The sequence below is a fragment of the Companilactobacillus kimchiensis genome (assembly GCF_001438805.1).
Classification (GTDB): Bacteria; Bacillota; Bacilli; order Lactobacillales; family Lactobacillaceae; genus Companilactobacillus; species Companilactobacillus kimchiensis.
Window position 1 is genome coordinate 37,118 of record NZ_JQCF01000003.1, and the last position, 16,665, is coordinate 53,782.

Here is a 16,665-nt window from a genome sequence, read left to right on the forward strand (position 1 = left end):
TCCATAATAGCACATAATAATTTTTACGGTATCTGATTATGACTGACCGTATAATTTTTTCTTTACGGAAAGCGACAGTTAACAAATTTAGCAAACATACAAAAAATTCCAAAAGATGTATGATAACAGAAGAGACTTTATAGGAGGCAAGTAGATGGAATTCACAAAAATTGATTTAAATACTTGGACTAGAAGTGAAGTGTTCAATCACTTTATTGATCAAAAAACGACATATAGTATGACGCATAACATTTCTATTGATAAAGCATTGAAGTTTGCTAAGACTAATAATTACAAATTTTATCCATTATTTATTTATTCAGTTTTAAAAGTGGTTAATTCAAATTATCTCTATCGAATGGGTTTTAATGATCAAGGAGAACTTGGCTATTGGGACAGCATTGTTCCATTCTATTCAATCTTTGATAATAAAACTGAGTTGTTTTCCAATATTGATACCCAGGATACTTATACTTTTGCGGAATTCCATCGTGATTACCTAGATGATATTCAAAAATATCAAGGTACCGGTAAAATGTTTCCTAAACAACCGGTTCCTGAAAATGTGGTTAATATTTCGATGATTCCTTGGGCTAGTTTTACTAGTTTTAATTTAAATATTAATAATAACGATAACTATTTAGCACCAATTGTAACGGCCGGAAAGTTTGAAAAACACGCCGATGGTATTAAACTACCAGTGACTTTTCAAATTCATCATGCTGTTTGTGATGGTTATCAAACTGCTCAATTTTTCAATAAATTAGAAACCATTATGGATCATCCTGATGAATTATAAAATTCAGACTTGTCTTAAAGTATGCTTTAAGGATTATAGTTAATTGTATGATTTATTAAAGAAGCATATACTTGAAAACAAGAGCATCTTTTCAGTAAACAACAAAATGTTACTTAAAGGGTAAGGCGCTGCACATCGTGTGGGTCTTATTTTTTATTGGTAAATTAGATAGGGGAAATCGGGGAATGAGTCGAAATAGAAAAATATTAGTTACTTTTGCGTTAGTTTTGTCTAACATGATGGCCGGACTTGATGCAACAATAATTAATACCGCGTTACCAGCAATCATTAGTGATTTGCATGGTATTCAATATATGGGGTGGATCGTAGCCATTTTCTTATTAGGAATGGCTGTTTCAACGCCGTTATGGAGTAAATTTGGTGAAAAAAAGGGAAACAAGGTTGCTTATATAACAGCGACGATTGTTTTCATGATTGGGGCATTATTCCAAGGATTAGCACCGAATATTATTTGGTTCATTACCGCTAGAAGTGTCATGGGTATTGGTGCTGGTGGAATGAACACGATTCCTTTTATTATTTATTCACAAATTTTTAAGAATATTAAACGTCGTTCTCAGGTTATCGGAATTGCATCCGCGGGCTTCAGTGGGACTTCAATTGTTGGTCCGCTAATTGGTGGTTGGATTGTTGATACATTCAGTTGGCATTGGGTCTTTTATATTAATTTACCTTTGGCCTTATTGTCGATCACAATTGTAGCTTTATTCTTCAATAGTAAAGAGAAGTTGAATCAAGAGAAAGTCGATTACAATGGTGCTATCTTGATGGTCTTAGGATTATCATCGGTCTTAGTTGGGATTCAGTTGTTAGGTGTTTCGTCGATTTTTGTCACTTTGGCCTTTATCATCGTGGGATTATTATTGATCTTTTGGATGTCACGAGTTGAAAATAAAGTTGATGATCCCATTGTTCCGAACCGTTTGTTTAAAAATGAAAAATTAGTTATTGATTTAATTCTTTTTGCTTTATTGTGGGGCTCATTCGTGGCTTTCAATATTTATATTCCAATGTGGGCCCAAGGTATTATGGGATTAAGTGCTTTAGTCGGAGGGATGACTCAAATTCCTGGTGCTATTGCAAACTTTTTTGGTTCTGAAATCGAACCATTGATGCAACGAAAGATGAGCCGTTATAAGATTATTGCTATTGGAACCTTTGCCTTCTTGATCTCTTTTGCCGGTTTATACTGGGCCAAAGAAACGGCCAGTTATACCTTCTTATTGATAATGGGTGTTTTTGAAGGCTTCGGAGTCGGTGTCTGTTTCAATGCTTTGTTGATTGCCGTGCAATTTGATGTTGAAACTCGTGATGTACCAATTTCAACATCATTTGCTTATCTAGTTAGAATCTTAAGTCAAACCTTTATGTCATCTATTTATGGGGTTATTTTGAATTTAGCCTTGATCCGTGGGGTTCGTGAAAGTCATGGTCACATTACCATGAGTATGATGAATAAATTGAGTAACGCTGCTGATGCTAAATATTTGCCAAAAGCTTTTGTACCTGAAATGAGAAATATTTTCTTCCAAGGGATTCATAATATTATGTTGACTGCACTGATTTTGATTGTGTTGGTTATTATTATTTTAGGTTACTTGTTTAGACGTGAGGCTGTTAAAGCTAAGCGTGATTAGAATAGATAAGATTGCGCTGGTGCGTGGTCTTATTTTTTTGCTCTTATAAATAAAATAATACCGATGTCATTTAATAACCGTATTGATCAAATTTTAAATTCTAGTATAGTTGTACTTAAAGAGTTTAAAAATTTTGTATTAAGGAAAAAAGAAAAATGACGTCATTTATTGAGATTCCACAACCATCAAGATTTAGAATTGGTGAGTTATTTAGAGATAATAATTTTTCAGTACCGCTATATCAAAGAAATTACGCATGGCAAAGTAATGAAATCGTAGATTTTTGGGATGATTTATTAGATTTGGTAATGGGAAAAAGGAATAGTCACTTTTTTGGACAAATCGTTACCTACAAAAACGATGATGGCAATCAAGAAATCATTGATGGGCAACAACGTTTGACGACAAGTACTATTTTTATGGCTGCTATTCGGGACATATCTCAGAAACTATATGATGATAATTTTAAAGGTTCTAAGGATGAGGCTGAGTTAGATGTCGGAGATACTTTGCGTGATATTAAACGAGAAGTGAATAAATCAATTCGTGGGGTTAATGGAGAACAATCTTCTTTAACGGTTCAACAGAATCTTAAAAATGAAAAACAAGATTTACAGTCATTCTTTTATGATTTAACACATAGTATCTTGACGGCTCAATCGGAATCAACTAATTCTGAACCTAAGCAAAATATGCAACATGCTTATCGCGATATGACATTATGGATTAATAATTATCTAAAACAATATAAACAATTGGGTGAGCGGATCACAAAGCTGCAACTAATATTTGATTCGTTTTTTAATAATTTTTATATTGTTATGATTTCAGCACCAAGTAGACAGGATGCTTTTACAATTTTTGAAACCTTGAATAGTCGTGGTAAAGATTTGATGGCTTCAGATATTATCAAGAATCATTTGTTATCTTTGATGGGTAGTGATATTGAAGAAGGTAATGAAAAATGGAATAAATTAACTGATAAATTAGATAATAATAGTGGACGTATTACCCGTTTTATTCGAACTTGTTGGGCATCAAAAAAACGTATTGTACCAGAATCGAAATTATATCGAGAGGTCAGTACGGAAATTAATAATTTAAATGATGCACAGCTACTTTTAAATGATCTGGATAAATTAGTTGATCTGTATACAGTTTTGGAGTATCCAACTAGTCCTAAAGCACATTATGAATTTTTTACGAATAACTTAGTAACCGAAAATATAGATGTCCTTAGTCGCTTGAATGTAAAATTGTATTATCCGATTGTAATGGCGATGTACTATAAGAATTACCGAGAAGATGATATTTTAAAGGTTATTAATAAGATTATTTCAGTCTTTATTCGTCATCGTACAATTATTAATGACGGAACTAATAAGTTGGAAACTGGTTTTTCTGATATTGCGCATAAAATCTGGAACCTTGAATTGAAAAGTGTTGATGATATAAATACTGAATTAAATATAAAACTATTACCATCAGCTGAAGCAACTCATGCCAGCTTTACTGTTTTGAAAAAGAATGGTGGTCAACGTGGGGCAAAAAAATGGACCTTGGTTTACTTATTATCAGAACTATATAGTGTTGAGTACGAGGACTTTGAAGAAGGTAGCTATCAAAAGGTATTTAATGATGATGATTACCGTTTAGTACAAATCAGTACTGTTAGTGAATTGGGCGAACATCAAGATTTTATTGGAAACTGGATTATTATTGAAAAGAGCCTAAGTAAAGTAGATTTTAAAGATACTGATGAATTAGTTCAAAAATTATCTCGTTCAGGTTTAAAGGGAAATAAACAATTAGCTCAATATATTGGTGAGAATGGTTGGGTACAGGAAGATATTGATAAAAGACAATCAGCATTTTCTGAAGATGCTACGATAATTTGGTAATTAAAAAAAGGTAAAAAAAACAACGATGAGATTACTCATCGCTGTTTTTTTATCCACAGGTTAATAACTTCTAATGATTATAGATTTTTTTCAAACCATTCAAATCAGCTTCCGATAGTTTAGTTACACCCTGATCGATTGGATACATGACTGAATTAGTGTAAGAACTGTGTCCTAATCCTAAAGCATGTCCCAATTCATGCATGGCTACAGAATTCTTAACTGACATATTGGGGTAAGTCATATTTAGTCCAGCTCGTCCGCTATTAATAGCATAGTTATTTAATTGTAGGGCTGATGGACCGCCGTTACCCAATTCGACAGTGCTGGAAGTAATATTTTCAATCTTTTTATGATAAATAAAGAAGATAATATTATTCTGATTTGGTTCAGCTTTTTGAGGAATTAATCTGACAATGCCGGTACTATTATAAGAATAAATGGCATTTTGAAAAACCTGACGAGCATTTTGGGGAACATTATTTTTGAAGTGATAATAATAGGTATTAGCGGTATTCATATTTTTAAGTGGTTCTTCAATGGGAGTGGCAACTTTCCCGACCTGACGCTCATTAGTAGTTTTGGTGGTAGTGCCACTGATAGTTTTATCAATATTTGATTTAATTAAAAAAAGGTACGGTTGCATCTTGGTACTAGTAGTTTGAATTTCGTTTTTAACTTTAGGGACAATTTGAGGATGTGTTTCAACAACGACAAAAACCCCAGCAAGTAGGATTAACCAAGTAATCCATGAATGTCTCCTCATAATTACTCCTTAAAAATTCATTTTATAATCCTAGTAATCATAGGTTGTTCGGCGGCAATTGTCCACACAATTGTTCATATATGAAACTATTTATTATTTTGTAGGGAATGACGTTTGGGACTGACCCAGGTGCCCGAGCCAAAGCCCAGAATGGTTTTTAGTGCAGGAACGAAGGTGGCTACAACGGTAATAGGATTGATCATCCAATAGAACAACATATATAGTGGTGCAAAAAAGGCATATTTTAATTTGGCAGCCTGATGATCAAGTAATAGCGCGGTTAGTAACTGCAAGCAACCAGCCATTATTTCGAAGGTGACAAAGATAAATGAAATTACAAAACCATGGAATAATCTTTCGTAATTTCCGTGCAGGGCAAACCAAATCATGGTAATTAAGAAAATTACTGAGGTGATCAAAAAGAAAAATGACCAGATAATTGACAGGGTAGAATCAACAAACATCGACATTTGGTAACGCCTTTTAATAGGATGAAAGAGAAATTTTTTAAGGTTAGTCAGCCATACTTCAGTGCCACCTTGTGCCCAACGTTTGCGTTGATTATAAAGATCCTTAATAGTTTCAGGAACATTCATATGGAAGATTATATTGGGAGCAAAGCGTGGAACAGCTCCCATGGTTTGATGATCCCAAGCAATACTGATATCCTCAGTGGCTCGGTCTTGTCGAAAACCACCAACGTCAATTAAAAAATCTTTCTTGTATAGAGTATTAGCACCACTATATGCGTACATTGAATCGTTGATTGAAGTTTGACTTCGTTTGATAACACCAACAATGCTAGAAAATTCAACAGTTTGAGATTTTCCTAAAAGGGTACTTCGGTTTTGAACGTCCATATTAGCAGTGACCGCTGAAGTATTCATATCACGAGCATGAATAAAAAAATTCATATATTTCATCAAAGCATCAGGCTCAGGAAGTGTATCTGCATCGTTACTGAGAATGTATTCGCCTTTAGCAAAATGCATACCAATGTTAAAGGCATGAGCTTTACCCTTATTCTTGATGATATTGATTGTTCTTAAACCGGGGTAAGTTATTTGTAGTTGCTTGATAATATCGGCTGTGGAGTCGGCTGAACCATCATTCATTACTAAAACTTCGAAATTATCGTAATTTAAATTATCAAATAAATAAGTAATAGTTTCTTCAATTACGACTTCCTCGTTGTGAGCTGGAATCATGATCGTAATCATTGGCTGTTTATTCTTGGGTAGGATTTCCCAATCAGTATCATTTTTATTTGTCTTCAAAAAACGATAGCAAAGAGCCCCACTGAACCAGAAGAAAGAACCAACAATCGGATACAAACAGAGAATGAGTAGGCAAACATTGATTAGAGTAGCCATGGGGGTATTGCCAATGATGTGATCGATAAAAATATTTGTCATGTTTACTCCTTATTGATTTCGTCTAAATTATTTTGCGCATATAATTTTTGGATTTGATGGGTATCTAAGTTTTGTTCTGGCTGAACATCGTAAGTTTTAACATTCTCTCGAAATTCTTGATTACCAAAACGTTGATCAATAAAATTATCGATTGTCTGTTTACGTTTCTTTTGGTTAATGGGATTGAAGGTCGGCCATTGTTCCACAACTCGATCACGTTTCCGATTTTGGATCAGAGTCATACTGATTGAAAAAATTGTAGTCATTATCCACAAAAATATTAAGAGAATTCCGATAAATTTAATTTCGTAAATTCCTTCGTGATAGGACCAAATATGTGGGATTCGATTATCAAAGCTAGCCCAAAATGAAGTGATTGTAATAAGAATGGGAATAATTACAGCCAACCATCCCACAATGGAGATGAGAAATTGGCGGATTTTGAGTAAGAGATGGCCCTTTTCAAAATATTTATCAGTATATAGTTGTTGTCGTTCTTGATTGTTTTTCTTTTCCATGATTAGTCCTTAAAGTGTTTGGGGTTACGGGGATGTCCAAAAAGGTAGCCTTGACGAGTTTTAATATTTAATTGTTTTGCCAAAGCAGCATCATTTTCATCTTCAATTCCCATCAAAATTAAATTGATATTATTATCTTGAGAGATTTTATTCCAGGATTGTAAATTAAGATCTAGCCAAACATTGGGATCATCCTTTCTAAAATCACGCATTGAACATTTGATATTATCGACAAAAGGTAACATCCACTCAATGTCCTTCAAGCTCTTCAAATCAGAGCCAACGTTATCAATTCCAAATTGCATATTGTACCGCTGAGCTTCTCGAATACGTTTTTCAAATAGGCGTCGATTGGGGAATCTGGCGGTATTTCCAGTAGTATATTCAATTGATAATTTCATTGGCTCGATTTTTGAGATAGCCCAACGAACGAAATATTGAAAATCAGAACTGATGATTTGATTATATTCAAGATTGATTGAAAGCGTAATCGGTTCTGATGGTAGGGCCTTGAAGGTGTTTTCTAGCAAAAAAACGATTCGTTGTAAGGGAAGTGAGTCCAAATTGGAGGGTAATGACCAAGTGGCATCCGTATTTTGTTGACGCAGCAAGCATTCATAGCCAATGGTTTTTCCAGTGTAATCGACTTGTTTTTGGATAAAGTAACGTAATTTAAGTTCCTTATTCTCTAAATAATTATTATTGGATTTGCGAGAGCGCCAATAAAAAATAACGATTGTTACCGCCGCAATAATAATTGAGGCAATAACTAACCACATTAAGATTAATTCGAACTGTATAAAAGTCATATTTGTCCCCTAATTAATAAATATTATTACTATTATAGCGTATAGCTCATGAGTGGATGATGTTTTTTGCTTTAGTTGAAAAATGTTTAAATAAGGAAACTAAAATGTATTCGAAAATTAATGATAAATTAGTTCGAATAAAAATTGACTTCTAACCTGTATAAACATATACTGAAAGCGTAATCAAAATAATGTTTTATTAAAAAGGAATGAACGTTATGAATGATCAAACATTGATTTCATTAGCAGCACCCGCTGATGGTAAACTTTTGACCTTAACCAAAGTGCAGGATCCAGTTTTTTCACAAGGTTTGATGGGTCAAGGCTTTGCAATTGAACCCACGTCAGGTGATATTGTCGCTCCAGTTGATGGAACTGTGACATTAGTTTCAGAAACTAAGCATGCTTTTGGTATTAGAACCAAGGATGGCGCTGATATTTTAGTTCACTTGGGAATTGATACTGTTGAATTGAAAGGGGAACCTTTTGAAGTCGCCATTAAACAAGGCGATAAAATTGTTGCTGGGCAGCACGTGATCACGATGGATCTTAAGATGGTCAAAGATGCTGGTAAGCAAACAACAATTATTTTAGCGATAACTAATAGTAATGATATTTTAAAAGAGTTAATGACGACTGGTTTTGATAAGACAGTTGTTGCTGGTACGACTGTTGCAGTTGCTTCAGTTAAAGATGTTACCAATACTGTGGAAACAAAACCTAAGAATACTGGTAGTAAATATGATGCTTTAGCAGCAGATATTGTTAAAAATGTTGGTGGAGTAGAAAATATTAACAGTGTTATCCACTGTATAACTCGTTTACGGTTTTATTTGAAAGATGATAACAAAGCAAACGATGCAGTTATTGAAAATCTTGATGGGGTCATTACAGTGGCCAAAGCCGGTGGGCAATATCAAGTTGTGATTGGTCAAACGGTGGCGGATGTTTATGATGCCGTGATCGGTCAAATTGGTAGCAAGTTTTCAAATGACACAGCTACAGCTGAGGCAGTAGCAGAAACTACCAAGGACGCTAATAAAGTTCATGGGTTCTGGCCTAATGTTAAACAAGGAGCCAGCAATTTTATTGGAGTTTTAACGGCCTCAATGATTCCCATTATTGGGATCTTAGCTGGCTCTGGTATTTTGAAAGGTATTCTAGCAGCCTTAACCGGATTCAAAATTTTATCCACAACTAGTGGAACTTATGTAGTTTTAAATGCCATTGGTGATGCTACATTTTACTTTTTACCAATTATTCTAGGATTTACTGCCGCTAAAAAATTGGGTTCTGATCCGATCGTTATTGCCATTGTTGGTGGTATTTTAATTTATCCACAAATTGTCTTATTGGCTGGTAAAGCAGCGACTGCCAGTACTAATTTCTTGGGTATACCAACTACTTTGGTTTCGTATACATCTTCAGTTTTTCCCATTATCGTAGCTGCCTGGTTAGGTAAGTACATTGAGAGGTTCTTGAAGAGGATTATTCCAACTTATATTAGAAGTGTCTTTGTACCAATTTTAGAAGCTTTAATTCTTAGCTTAATTATTCTTATCGGAGTTGGACCCATCATCACACTCTTGAGTAAGGGACTTTCTAATGGTCTAGTAGCCATTTATAGCTTCAGTCCAACACTTTCCGGATTTGTTTTGGGTGGTGTTTATCAAACTATGGTTATCTTTGGTTTACATTGGGGACTTATTCCAATTGTTATCAATGATATTGCTACTAATGGTCACAGTTATATCAACTCAATTCTTTCAATTACAATGGTTGCTCAAGGTGGTGCCGTTCTAGCAGTCTTCTTGAAAACCAAGGATAAAAAACTGAAAGAAATGTCATTGGCCGCAGCCATCTCAGCTTTCTGTGGTGTTACTGAACCAGCACTTTATGGTGTAAACTTGAAATATAAGAGAATTTTTGTAGTTGCTAGTATTGCTAGTGCCTTAGGTGGTGCCTTGACTGGATTCTTACGAGTTGATAATTATGCATTGTCTGGTGCTTTGATCGGATTCCCAGCTTTTATCACTCCAGGTGTCGGTATTGGTAGCAACTTCTACAGCTACTTGATTTCTCATTATGGAACATTGTTAATTTCTGTAGTCTTAGTTTATCTCTTTGGATTTACTGATAAGATGTTAGCTAAGAAAAACGATCCAATGAATCTTAATAATGTAAAACTTGCTTAATAGTTAAGGAGATACAAGGATATGGAAACAAAAGAATACAATCTAGCTATCTCTAATCATGATTTTAAAGTTAAAGGTTATTGGCTTGATCAAGTCGAAGATTTTGGTCAAACCGTTGATTATCCGATAGTGATAATCTGTCCTGGTGGAGGATTTACCTTTCATTCTCAACGTGAAGAAGAACCAATTGCTTTAAGATTCAATTCATTTGGGATGCACGTAGTGGTTTTAGAATATAAATTGATTGATGATACACCAGTTTTTCCAACTGCTTTGCAGGAGATGGCCAAAACAATCGATTGGATCAATCAACAACCAGCATCACGTCATATTGATAAAAAACGAATTATTTTAGCCGGATTTTCAGCCGGTGGGCAAATTGTTTCGGCTTATAATGGGATTGGGACAGATCCTAAATTACGTAAAAAGTATCAAATTGATCAGTATAGTGGTGATTTTGCAGCAACAATTTTGGGCTATCCTGTTGTTGATATGACCGTCAAAGGCAGTTTTCCTGCAGATGATAAGATCAGACAACAGATCAGTACAGATGAAACTTTCTGGCAAACTCAGAATTATTTGAATGGAAATTCTAAACCAAGTTTTGTTTGGCAGACCCGAACGGATGAATTGGTAAATATTTCTAATTCATTGATGTATGTTGGTAAAATGAATCAATTGAATTTACCGGTTGAATATCACTTGTTTGGTTCAGGAATCCACGGACTGGCCTTAGGTACGTACGTTACTAAGAAACCGGGCAAAGATAAATACTTGAATGCTCGGGCGGCCGGTTGGATTGATTTGGCTATGAGCTGGCTGGAAATGATGAAATTATTAGGTTAATTAATGGGCTCCAGTTAATGGAGCCTTTTGTTGTGTTAAATAATATTGGGATAGTATTGTTTGATTTGAATATAAGTAAAATAAAGGTCGATGCCAACATTTGGGAAAAGGTTGGTATCGACCTTTTAATGTAAATTCTATGTAAATTCGTCTAAAAATGGTTTCTTGGAATAATTTTTTTTGATAGATTTTAAACAGAGGATTGGCTTTATGTCGCTAACGACATGGGTATAAATTTAATTCTATTAAGCAAGTTTTATGCCAAATAGAAGTATATTAAAATATTTCTGTTTATAATGTTATACTTATCCCGTTAACCATAAGGAAGGTGAATATTTATCGTTAATTGACAACGTAATATTTCGGCTATTTGCGAGAATAGCGTAGCAATGAATTCTGATTGAAATCAAAGCGAAGGGAAATATTACAAAAAATGTCTAAAAGAGTTTTAGGATCCATAGAATTAAGCATTGCCGCAGTTATTTGGGGCGCAATGTTCGTTGTAGTAAAAGTTATTGTTGATGAGGTACACCCAATCCAATTAGTTTGGTTGGAGTACTTGATCTCGTTAGTATTCTTAATAGGATATTCACTTATCAAAGGTGAGAAATGGCATATCAATTGGCCTGATTTGAAGTTGATCTTCTGGATCGGAATAATTGGAAATACTATTTCATTAGTTGCCCAAGAAATGGGTACCGGATTGTCAAATGCTCAAACTGGCTCCGTTATCACCTCAACTATTCCGGCTTTTATGATTATTTTTGGCTGGTTAGTTTTGAAAGAACCACTTGATAAAGTTAAGATATTCTCAGTTATCATCGCCGTTTTAGGTGTCGTGATGATCGTTGGACTAAAGATGTCAGGAACAAATGTTGTTTTAGGAGTTATTTTATTAATTCTTACAGCTATCACTTGGGCCCTGATGTCAGTTTTAATTAAAAAGGTAAAGACGTATAGTTCTTTACAAATTACTATTATGTCAACTGTAGTCGCTGTAGTCTGCTTGACGCCATTTATTCTAAGTGACATGTCATCATTAACAAGTATCAATTTCTTAGAGCCCAAAGTTATCTTCAGTTTGCTTTACATCGGAGGAGTTTCAACCGCTGTAGCTTATGTTATGTGGAACAAGGGTCTCAAAGTTATTAGTGCCAGTGCTTCAGGTGTGTTTTACTTGATTCAACCAATTGTGGGATCATTTCTAGGTTGGTTATTATTGGGTGAACAAATCTCTGTTGGGTTTGTTATCGGTTCAGCTATGATCCTAGCAAGTATTTGGATCTCAGTTAAATTCGAAGACAACAGTGCTGAAGCAATGCTTGCTGGAGACAGTCTTTAATCAAAAACTTAATTGAATCATTGAGGTGAATCCATCTGGATTCGCCTTTTTTAGTACGTAATTTTAAATAGAACAATTAGAAAAGGATAATAAGATGAACTTATTAACTCAATTAATTATTGCCTGTTTAAAAATACATCATGTGGGACCAATTAGTGTACGGAATTTTTTGAAGGAAAATTTAAATTTTGAAAGTGTCTTAAATGATTTTGATATGTTGCAAAGAAAATCTAAAGGAGCAATTCAACGTGCTATTAAGCAAGGAGATTTAGATGTATCTATTTGGAAAAGTTATGTTCAGGGAGCTCAAGAGGAGATTATCCTTGCTAAAATAGAAGGCATCCAACTGGTTAATTATCAGGAATTAAGTTATCCACAGCGCCTGTTAACTCTGCATAATTTTCCAGTAATTATCTATGCTAAAGGTAATTTGAAGTTATTAAATGCCAAAAGAAGTGTGGCAATTATCGGAACAAGAGAACCCAGTAAATTTAGTTTGGAAAGATCTCAACTGATTATTCAATATTTTGTGAGCAAAGGTTATGTAATTATTAGTGGTTTAGCGCAAGGATGTGATACGTACGCGCATCAAGTGACACTGGCTAATAAATGGAAAAACGATGGCTGTGTTGGCTGCCGGATTAGATCAGCCGATTTATCCACCAGGTAATATTGAATTAGCTCCTAGAATCATTCAAAAACAAGGATTGCTAATTTCAACTTATCCTTTAAAAACCAAATTATATGCTAAATTTTTGGCTGCTCGGGATGAATGGCAGAGTGGCCTGAGTGATGGCGTAATTGCATTAGAAACTAGACCCAACAGTGGAACAAATATTACTCTGGCATATGCTAAAAAACAAACTCGGCCAATAATGATTGTTAACGAGAATATCTCAATCGTTGATTTAGAACGATTTCAAAAAAAGATGTTATCAAATTTGTGATACAATTATTATCCATTAATGAAAAGAAGGTGTTCTTATGATCTATTCACCATTAAATGAATGTGATGTTCCAGCTGTCCGTTAATCAACGGATAGTTCCGTTGGTTAATTTCAGAAGAAATTAAAAGACGGAAGGAAATTTTTCATGAATTCAAATAAAGTATTAGGCTCAATTCTATTAAGTATGGCTGCCTGTATCTGGGGTGGTATGTTTGTTGTCGTTAAAATCATTGTTGGAGAAATTCATCCGATTCAATTAGTGTGGTTACGTTATTTAGTAGCAATCTTATTTTTAATTATTGTTTCAATCATTAAAAAAGAGCAATGGCATCTTAATTGGAAGGATTTACGCTTAGTTTTTTTGATTGGAATTATCGGTAATACAATTTCAATTGTGGCTCAAGAAACAGGAACTTGGTTATCTAGTGCTCAAACTGGAGCAGTGATAACTTCGGCTACGCCAACGTTTATGGTGATTTTTGCTTGGTTGATTTTAAAGGAAAAATTGAATCGAGTTAAAATAATCTCCGTTATTATGGCTACCTTAGGCGTGATATTGATAGTTGGGATTCATCTGACTGGAAGTAATATTTTGTGGGGAGTATTGTCATTGATCGTAGCAGCATTAACGTGGGCCTTAATGTCGGTGCTGATAAAAAAGGTCACTAGTTATAGTTCTTTACAGATAACGATTATGTCGACAATTGTGGCAATTATTTGTTTAACACCATTTGTGTTGACGGATACAGCATCACTAGGACGGATTAATTTTTTTGAACCTAAAGTGATCTTGTGTTTACTATATTTAGGTCTTATTTCAACAGCAATGGCATTTGTGATGTGGAATCAAGGTTTAACGATGGTTAACGCCAGTGCTTCGGGATTGTTCTTCCTATTACAACCAATTGTCGGGACCTTATTAAGTTGGTTATTGCTAGGTGAGAATATTACGATTGGTTTTATCATCGGAACAATTTTGATATTAGGCAGTGTCTGGGTCTCAATTAGATTTTCAGACTAAAAAAGACGATCTCTTCGGAGGTCGTCTTTTAAAATATCTTAATTTTCAGCATCATGAATTTCACTGAGAATATCCCAATCAGAGAAATCATAATTCATATAGTCTTTATTATAAACTGGTAAATGTTGTTCTAAAGTATCGAATTGTTGCAACTCTATTTTACCAGTGGCACCACCAAAGCCTAAGACATGACCGCCAAAATCATGAGCATCAGACATAAAGTGATGATGAAAACCACCAACAGCTGCACCATCGAAAATAGCAGGTGAGTAATAGCTTAATAAAGTTCCTTCAACTGATTCTTTGAGAAAAATACTTTGATTTTCAGCAGTTTTGCCAAGAGTAGCATATGGTTTGTGGGATTTTTTAACTGCTCGAGTTTTGATGTTGGTGAAGGTACCATGCATTCTAATGGAAAAGAAAGTATTGGCACTGGTCATTCCCAAAATTTTATCATCAAGTTCCTTTTGAGAAAGTTCAGTGACATCAGTCAAATTCCGATATTCGGCAAAATGACTGTTAGCAAAAGGTAAAGTGAAATCATCGGAAACAACGTTAACTTTTCCATCACTATCAACTTGATAGGGAACACCATCGAGGATAATTAATTCACCATCAAGACCTTCACCAGTACCGATTCCTGTATCGCCATGTTCTAAGAGTTCTTTCATGGTAATGGTACCGTCTAATAGGCCTGGTACCAATAAAGCAAGCGTTCCGTGTTGATAAAGCGTATGATTTTTTGACATAATTAACTTTCCTTTCTGATTAGTTCAAGACATCGTCAACAAGTTTAGATGATAGGGTGATGTTATCAGAGTAATCAACTGGAATATGTAGAACGACTGGTCCCTTAGTAGCAAAGGCCTTAGCAAGCATTGGTTCAAGATCTTCAGTTCTTTCAACGCGCATACCAGTGGCACCAAAACTCTCAGCATACTTAACAAAGTCGACTGAACCCAATTTTACTCCAGCATCATGACCATATTTAGCAATTTCTTGGAAACGAACCATATCATAATAACCATCGTCCCAGATTAATTGTACGATGTTTAATTTTAGACGAACAGCGGTTTCAAGTTCCTGTCCAGAAAAGAGAAAACCACCATCGCCGGCAACGGAAACTACTGGTTGTTCAGGACGTTCCAAAGCGGCTGCAATGGCCCAAGGAAGTGCTACACCGAGTGTTTGCATACCATTACTGAATAAGAGGTGACGTGGTTTATAACTTCTGAAATGACGAGCCATCCAGATATAAAGCGACCCTACGTCAACAGTAACAGTGGTGTCATCATTAACTTGGTTTTGAAGTGCATGGATAATTGCTAAAGGATGAATTCCGTTTTTGTCAGAGTGATTTTCAGGAATAGCATCTTTCTTTGTAAATTTTTCCTGTTGATCGACTAAATGTTCATGCATTTCAGGTGTCAAATCAATATCAGCAGGTAATTGTTCACTGATCTCGTCTAAGGTTTTAGCAATATCAGCTTGAACAATTAAATCAGGCTGATAATCATTAGTTATTTCAGGAGTAATACTATCCAGGTTGATAATTTCGCCAGTACGACCAACATTCCAATTACGGGCTTCGTATTCGATAGGATCATAACCGACAGCAATGATCAGATCACTTTCTTTGAGGACTGTATCACCGATTTGATTGCGGAATAAACCAACTCGTCCGTAGTAATTTTTTTCTAGATCTTGAGAAATCACACCGGCTCCTTGGAAAGTTTCGACCACGGGAATGGAGAATTTATGCAAAAATTTATGAATTTTATGAGTTACTTCATTGGTAGATGAACGCATACCAGCTAAAATTACAGGTAATTTAGCATGTTCAATTTTTTCAATGATTCGATTAACTGTTTCCTGATCAGCACCACCTTGAGTAACTGGTGAAAGAGTTCTGATAGTAGAACGGGAAACTGAGTCATTTAAAACATCTTGAGGAATAGAGATAAATGTCGCTCCGGCCTTAGGTGCGACTGCTGTTTGGTAAGCATTGGCAAATGATTCAGAAAGATTGTTGGCATCTTGAACTTCAACACTGTCTTTAGTAGCAGCAGATAATAGTTCTTTACTTGAGATGCTTTGGTGCGTTAATCTAGCAATATCATTACGAGGTACTTGACCACCAAGAGCAATCACAGGATCCCCTTCAGCAGTTGCAGTAATCAAGCCGGTTGCTAGGTTCGAAACACCAGGTCCAGATGTGGTTGCGACTACGCCGGGTTTACCAGTTAAACGGCCGATACCAGCAGCGATAAATGAAGCGTTTTGTTCATGTCGGGTAATAATTAATTTAGGAGTTTTAGGATTGTTATTGTGTTCCAGAGATTCAAAGAGTTGATCGATTTTGGCTCCAGGTAATCCAAAAACATACTTAACTCCTTGATTGATCATAGTTTGAATCAATGCTTGAGCGCCATTTGGTTGTTCTGTCAT

15 protein-coding genes are annotated in these 16,665 nt (G+C 35.1%); 9 read left to right on the forward strand and 6 right to left on the reverse strand.

The features are described 5' to 3' along the window. The first annotated feature begins 154 nt into the window (after positions 1-154). The 3 genes from IV57_RS02555 (at position 155) to IV57_RS02565 (ending at position 4,358) form a co-directional block, all read left to right on the forward strand. Positions 155-799 carry a CatA-like O-acetyltransferase gene (locus tag IV57_RS02555; RefSeq protein ID WP_057879931.1) on the forward strand — a complete coding sequence of 215 codons (645 nt, stop codon included), beginning with the start codon at positions 155-157 and terminating at the stop codon, positions 797-799. 185 nt (positions 800-984) lie between these two features. Next, a complete protein-coding gene (locus tag IV57_RS02560; protein WP_057879932.1) occupies positions 985-2,457 on the forward strand; it encodes an MFS transporter in 1,473 nt (490 codons plus the stop codon). Between the two features lie 155 nt (positions 2,458-2,612). Then, the gene (locus tag IV57_RS02565; RefSeq protein WP_057879933.1) at positions 2,613-4,358 is read left to right on the forward strand and encodes a DUF262 domain-containing protein; all 1,746 of its coding nucleotides are present in this window, start codon (positions 2,613-2,615) and stop codon (positions 4,356-4,358) included. Positions 4,359-4,428: 70 nt separating this feature from the next. Here IV57_RS02565 and IV57_RS02570 read toward each other — a convergent pair whose 3' ends face one another. The 4 genes from IV57_RS02570 to IV57_RS02585 form a co-directional block, all read right to left on the reverse strand. Then, positions 4,429-5,124: a M57 family metalloprotease gene (locus tag IV57_RS02570; RefSeq protein WP_057879934.1), complete on the reverse strand. Its 696-nt coding sequence runs from the start codon at positions 5,122-5,124 to the stop codon at positions 4,429-4,431. Between the two features lie 86 nt (positions 5,125-5,210). Beyond that, complete coding sequence (locus IV57_RS02575) at positions 5,211-6,539, reverse strand: glycosyltransferase family 2 protein (protein WP_057879935.1); 1,329 nt, start codon at positions 6,537-6,539, stop codon at positions 5,211-5,213. A 2-nt stretch (positions 6,540-6,541) separates the two neighbouring features. Next, on the reverse strand, positions 6,542-7,057 hold the full coding sequence (locus IV57_RS02580; protein ID WP_057879936.1) for a hypothetical protein: 516 nt from the start codon (positions 7,055-7,057) through the stop codon (positions 6,542-6,544). Between the two features lie 2 nt (positions 7,058-7,059). Next, on the reverse strand, positions 7,060-7,866 hold the full coding sequence (locus IV57_RS02585; protein WP_057879937.1) for an EAL domain-containing protein: 807 nt from the start codon (positions 7,864-7,866) through the stop codon (positions 7,060-7,062). Between the two features lie 209 nt (positions 7,867-8,075). Here IV57_RS02585 and IV57_RS02590 point away from each other — a divergent pair, with 209 nt between their 5' ends. The 6 genes from IV57_RS02590 to IV57_RS02615 all read left to right on the forward strand — a co-directional run bounded on the left by IV57_RS02590 (position 8,076) and on the right by IV57_RS02615 (position 14,217). Beyond that, positions 8,076-10,061, forward strand: a complete 1,986-nt coding sequence (locus IV57_RS02590) for a PTS sugar transporter subunit IIABC (protein WP_420806316.1) — start codon at positions 8,076-8,078, stop codon at positions 10,059-10,061. Between the two features lie 21 nt (positions 10,062-10,082). Beyond that, a complete protein-coding gene (locus IV57_RS02595) occupies positions 10,083-10,907 on the forward strand; it encodes an alpha/beta hydrolase (RefSeq protein WP_057879939.1) in 825 nt (274 codons plus the stop codon). Positions 10,908-11,340: 433 nt separating this feature from the next. Continuing rightward, a complete protein-coding gene (locus tag IV57_RS02600) occupies positions 11,341-12,249 on the forward strand; it encodes a DMT family transporter (protein WP_057879940.1) in 909 nt (302 codons plus the stop codon). A 94-nt stretch (positions 12,250-12,343) separates the two neighbouring features. Then, positions 12,344-12,919 carry a DNA-processing protein DprA gene (locus IV57_RS13410; protein WP_057879941.1) on the forward strand — a complete coding sequence of 192 codons (576 nt, stop codon included), beginning with the start codon at positions 12,344-12,346 and terminating at the stop codon, positions 12,917-12,919. Beyond that, positions 12,870-13,196, forward strand: coding sequence for a DNA-processing protein DprA (locus IV57_RS13415; RefSeq protein WP_057879942.1), 327 nt, complete (start codon positions 12,870-12,872; stop codon positions 13,194-13,196). Before IV57_RS13410 ends, IV57_RS13415 begins: the two co-directional genes overlap by 50 nt. Before the next feature lie 145 nt (positions 13,197-13,341). Further along, positions 13,342-14,217: a DMT family transporter gene (locus IV57_RS02615; protein WP_057879943.1), complete on the forward strand. Its 876-nt coding sequence runs from the start codon at positions 13,342-13,344 to the stop codon at positions 14,215-14,217. A 38-nt stretch (positions 14,218-14,255) separates the two neighbouring features. Here IV57_RS02615 and budA read toward each other — a convergent pair whose 3' ends face one another. Together budA and alsS are read right to left on the reverse strand one after the other, a co-directional pair. Then, complete coding sequence (budA, locus tag IV57_RS02620; protein ID WP_057879944.1) at positions 14,256-14,966, reverse strand: acetolactate decarboxylase; 711 nt, start codon at positions 14,964-14,966, stop codon at positions 14,256-14,258. Between the two features lie 19 nt (positions 14,967-14,985). Beyond that, positions 14,986-16,665: an acetolactate synthase AlsS gene (alsS, locus tag IV57_RS02625; protein WP_057879945.1), complete on the reverse strand. Its 1,680-nt coding sequence runs from the start codon at positions 16,663-16,665 to the stop codon at positions 14,986-14,988.

What these genes read in the sequence shown, in the direction of transcription:
- IV57_RS02555 (WP_057879931.1), top strand. Translation starts at nt 155, where the DNA reads ATGGAATTCACAAAAATTGATTTAAATACTTGGACTAGAAGTGAAGTG.
- IV57_RS02560 (WP_057879932.1), top strand. Translation starts at nt 985, where the DNA reads ATGAGTCGAAATAGAAAAATATTAGTTACTTTTGCGTTAGTTTTGTCT.
- IV57_RS02565 (WP_057879933.1), top strand. Translation starts at nt 2,613, where the DNA reads ATGACGTCATTTATTGAGATTCCACAACCATCAAGATTTAGAATTGGT.
- IV57_RS02570 (WP_057879934.1), bottom strand. Translation starts at nt 5,124, where the DNA reads ATGAGGAGACATTCATGGATTACTTGGTTAATCCTACTTGCTGGGGTT.
- IV57_RS02575 (WP_057879935.1), bottom strand. Translation starts at nt 6,539, where the DNA reads ATGACAAATATTTTTATCGATCACATCATTGGCAATACCCCCATGGCT.
- IV57_RS02580 (WP_057879936.1), bottom strand. Translation starts at nt 7,057, where the DNA reads ATGGAAAAGAAAAACAATCAAGAACGACAACAACTATATACTGATAAA.
- IV57_RS02585 (WP_057879937.1), bottom strand. Translation starts at nt 7,866, where the DNA reads ATGACTTTTATACAGTTCGAATTAATCTTAATGTGGTTAGTTATTGCC.
- IV57_RS02590 (WP_420806316.1), top strand. Translation starts at nt 8,076, where the DNA reads ATGAACGTTATGAATGATCAAACATTGATTTCATTAGCAGCACCCGCT.
- IV57_RS02595 (WP_057879939.1), top strand. Translation starts at nt 10,083, where the DNA reads ATGGAAACAAAAGAATACAATCTAGCTATCTCTAATCATGATTTTAAA.
- IV57_RS02600 (WP_057879940.1), top strand. Translation starts at nt 11,341, where the DNA reads ATGTCTAAAAGAGTTTTAGGATCCATAGAATTAAGCATTGCCGCAGTT.
- IV57_RS13410 (WP_057879941.1), top strand. Translation starts at nt 12,344, where the DNA reads ATGAACTTATTAACTCAATTAATTATTGCCTGTTTAAAAATACATCAT.
- IV57_RS13415 (WP_057879942.1), top strand. Translation starts at nt 12,870, where the DNA reads ATGGCTGTGTTGGCTGCCGGATTAGATCAGCCGATTTATCCACCAGGT.
- IV57_RS02615 (WP_057879943.1), top strand. Translation starts at nt 13,342, where the DNA reads ATGAATTCAAATAAAGTATTAGGCTCAATTCTATTAAGTATGGCTGCC.
- budA (WP_057879944.1), bottom strand. Translation starts at nt 14,966, where the DNA reads ATGTCAAAAAATCATACGCTTTATCAACACGGAACGCTTGCTTTATTG.
- alsS (WP_057879945.1), bottom strand. Translation starts at nt 16,665, where the DNA reads ATGACAGAACAACCAAATGGCGCTCAAGCATTGATTCAAACTATGATC.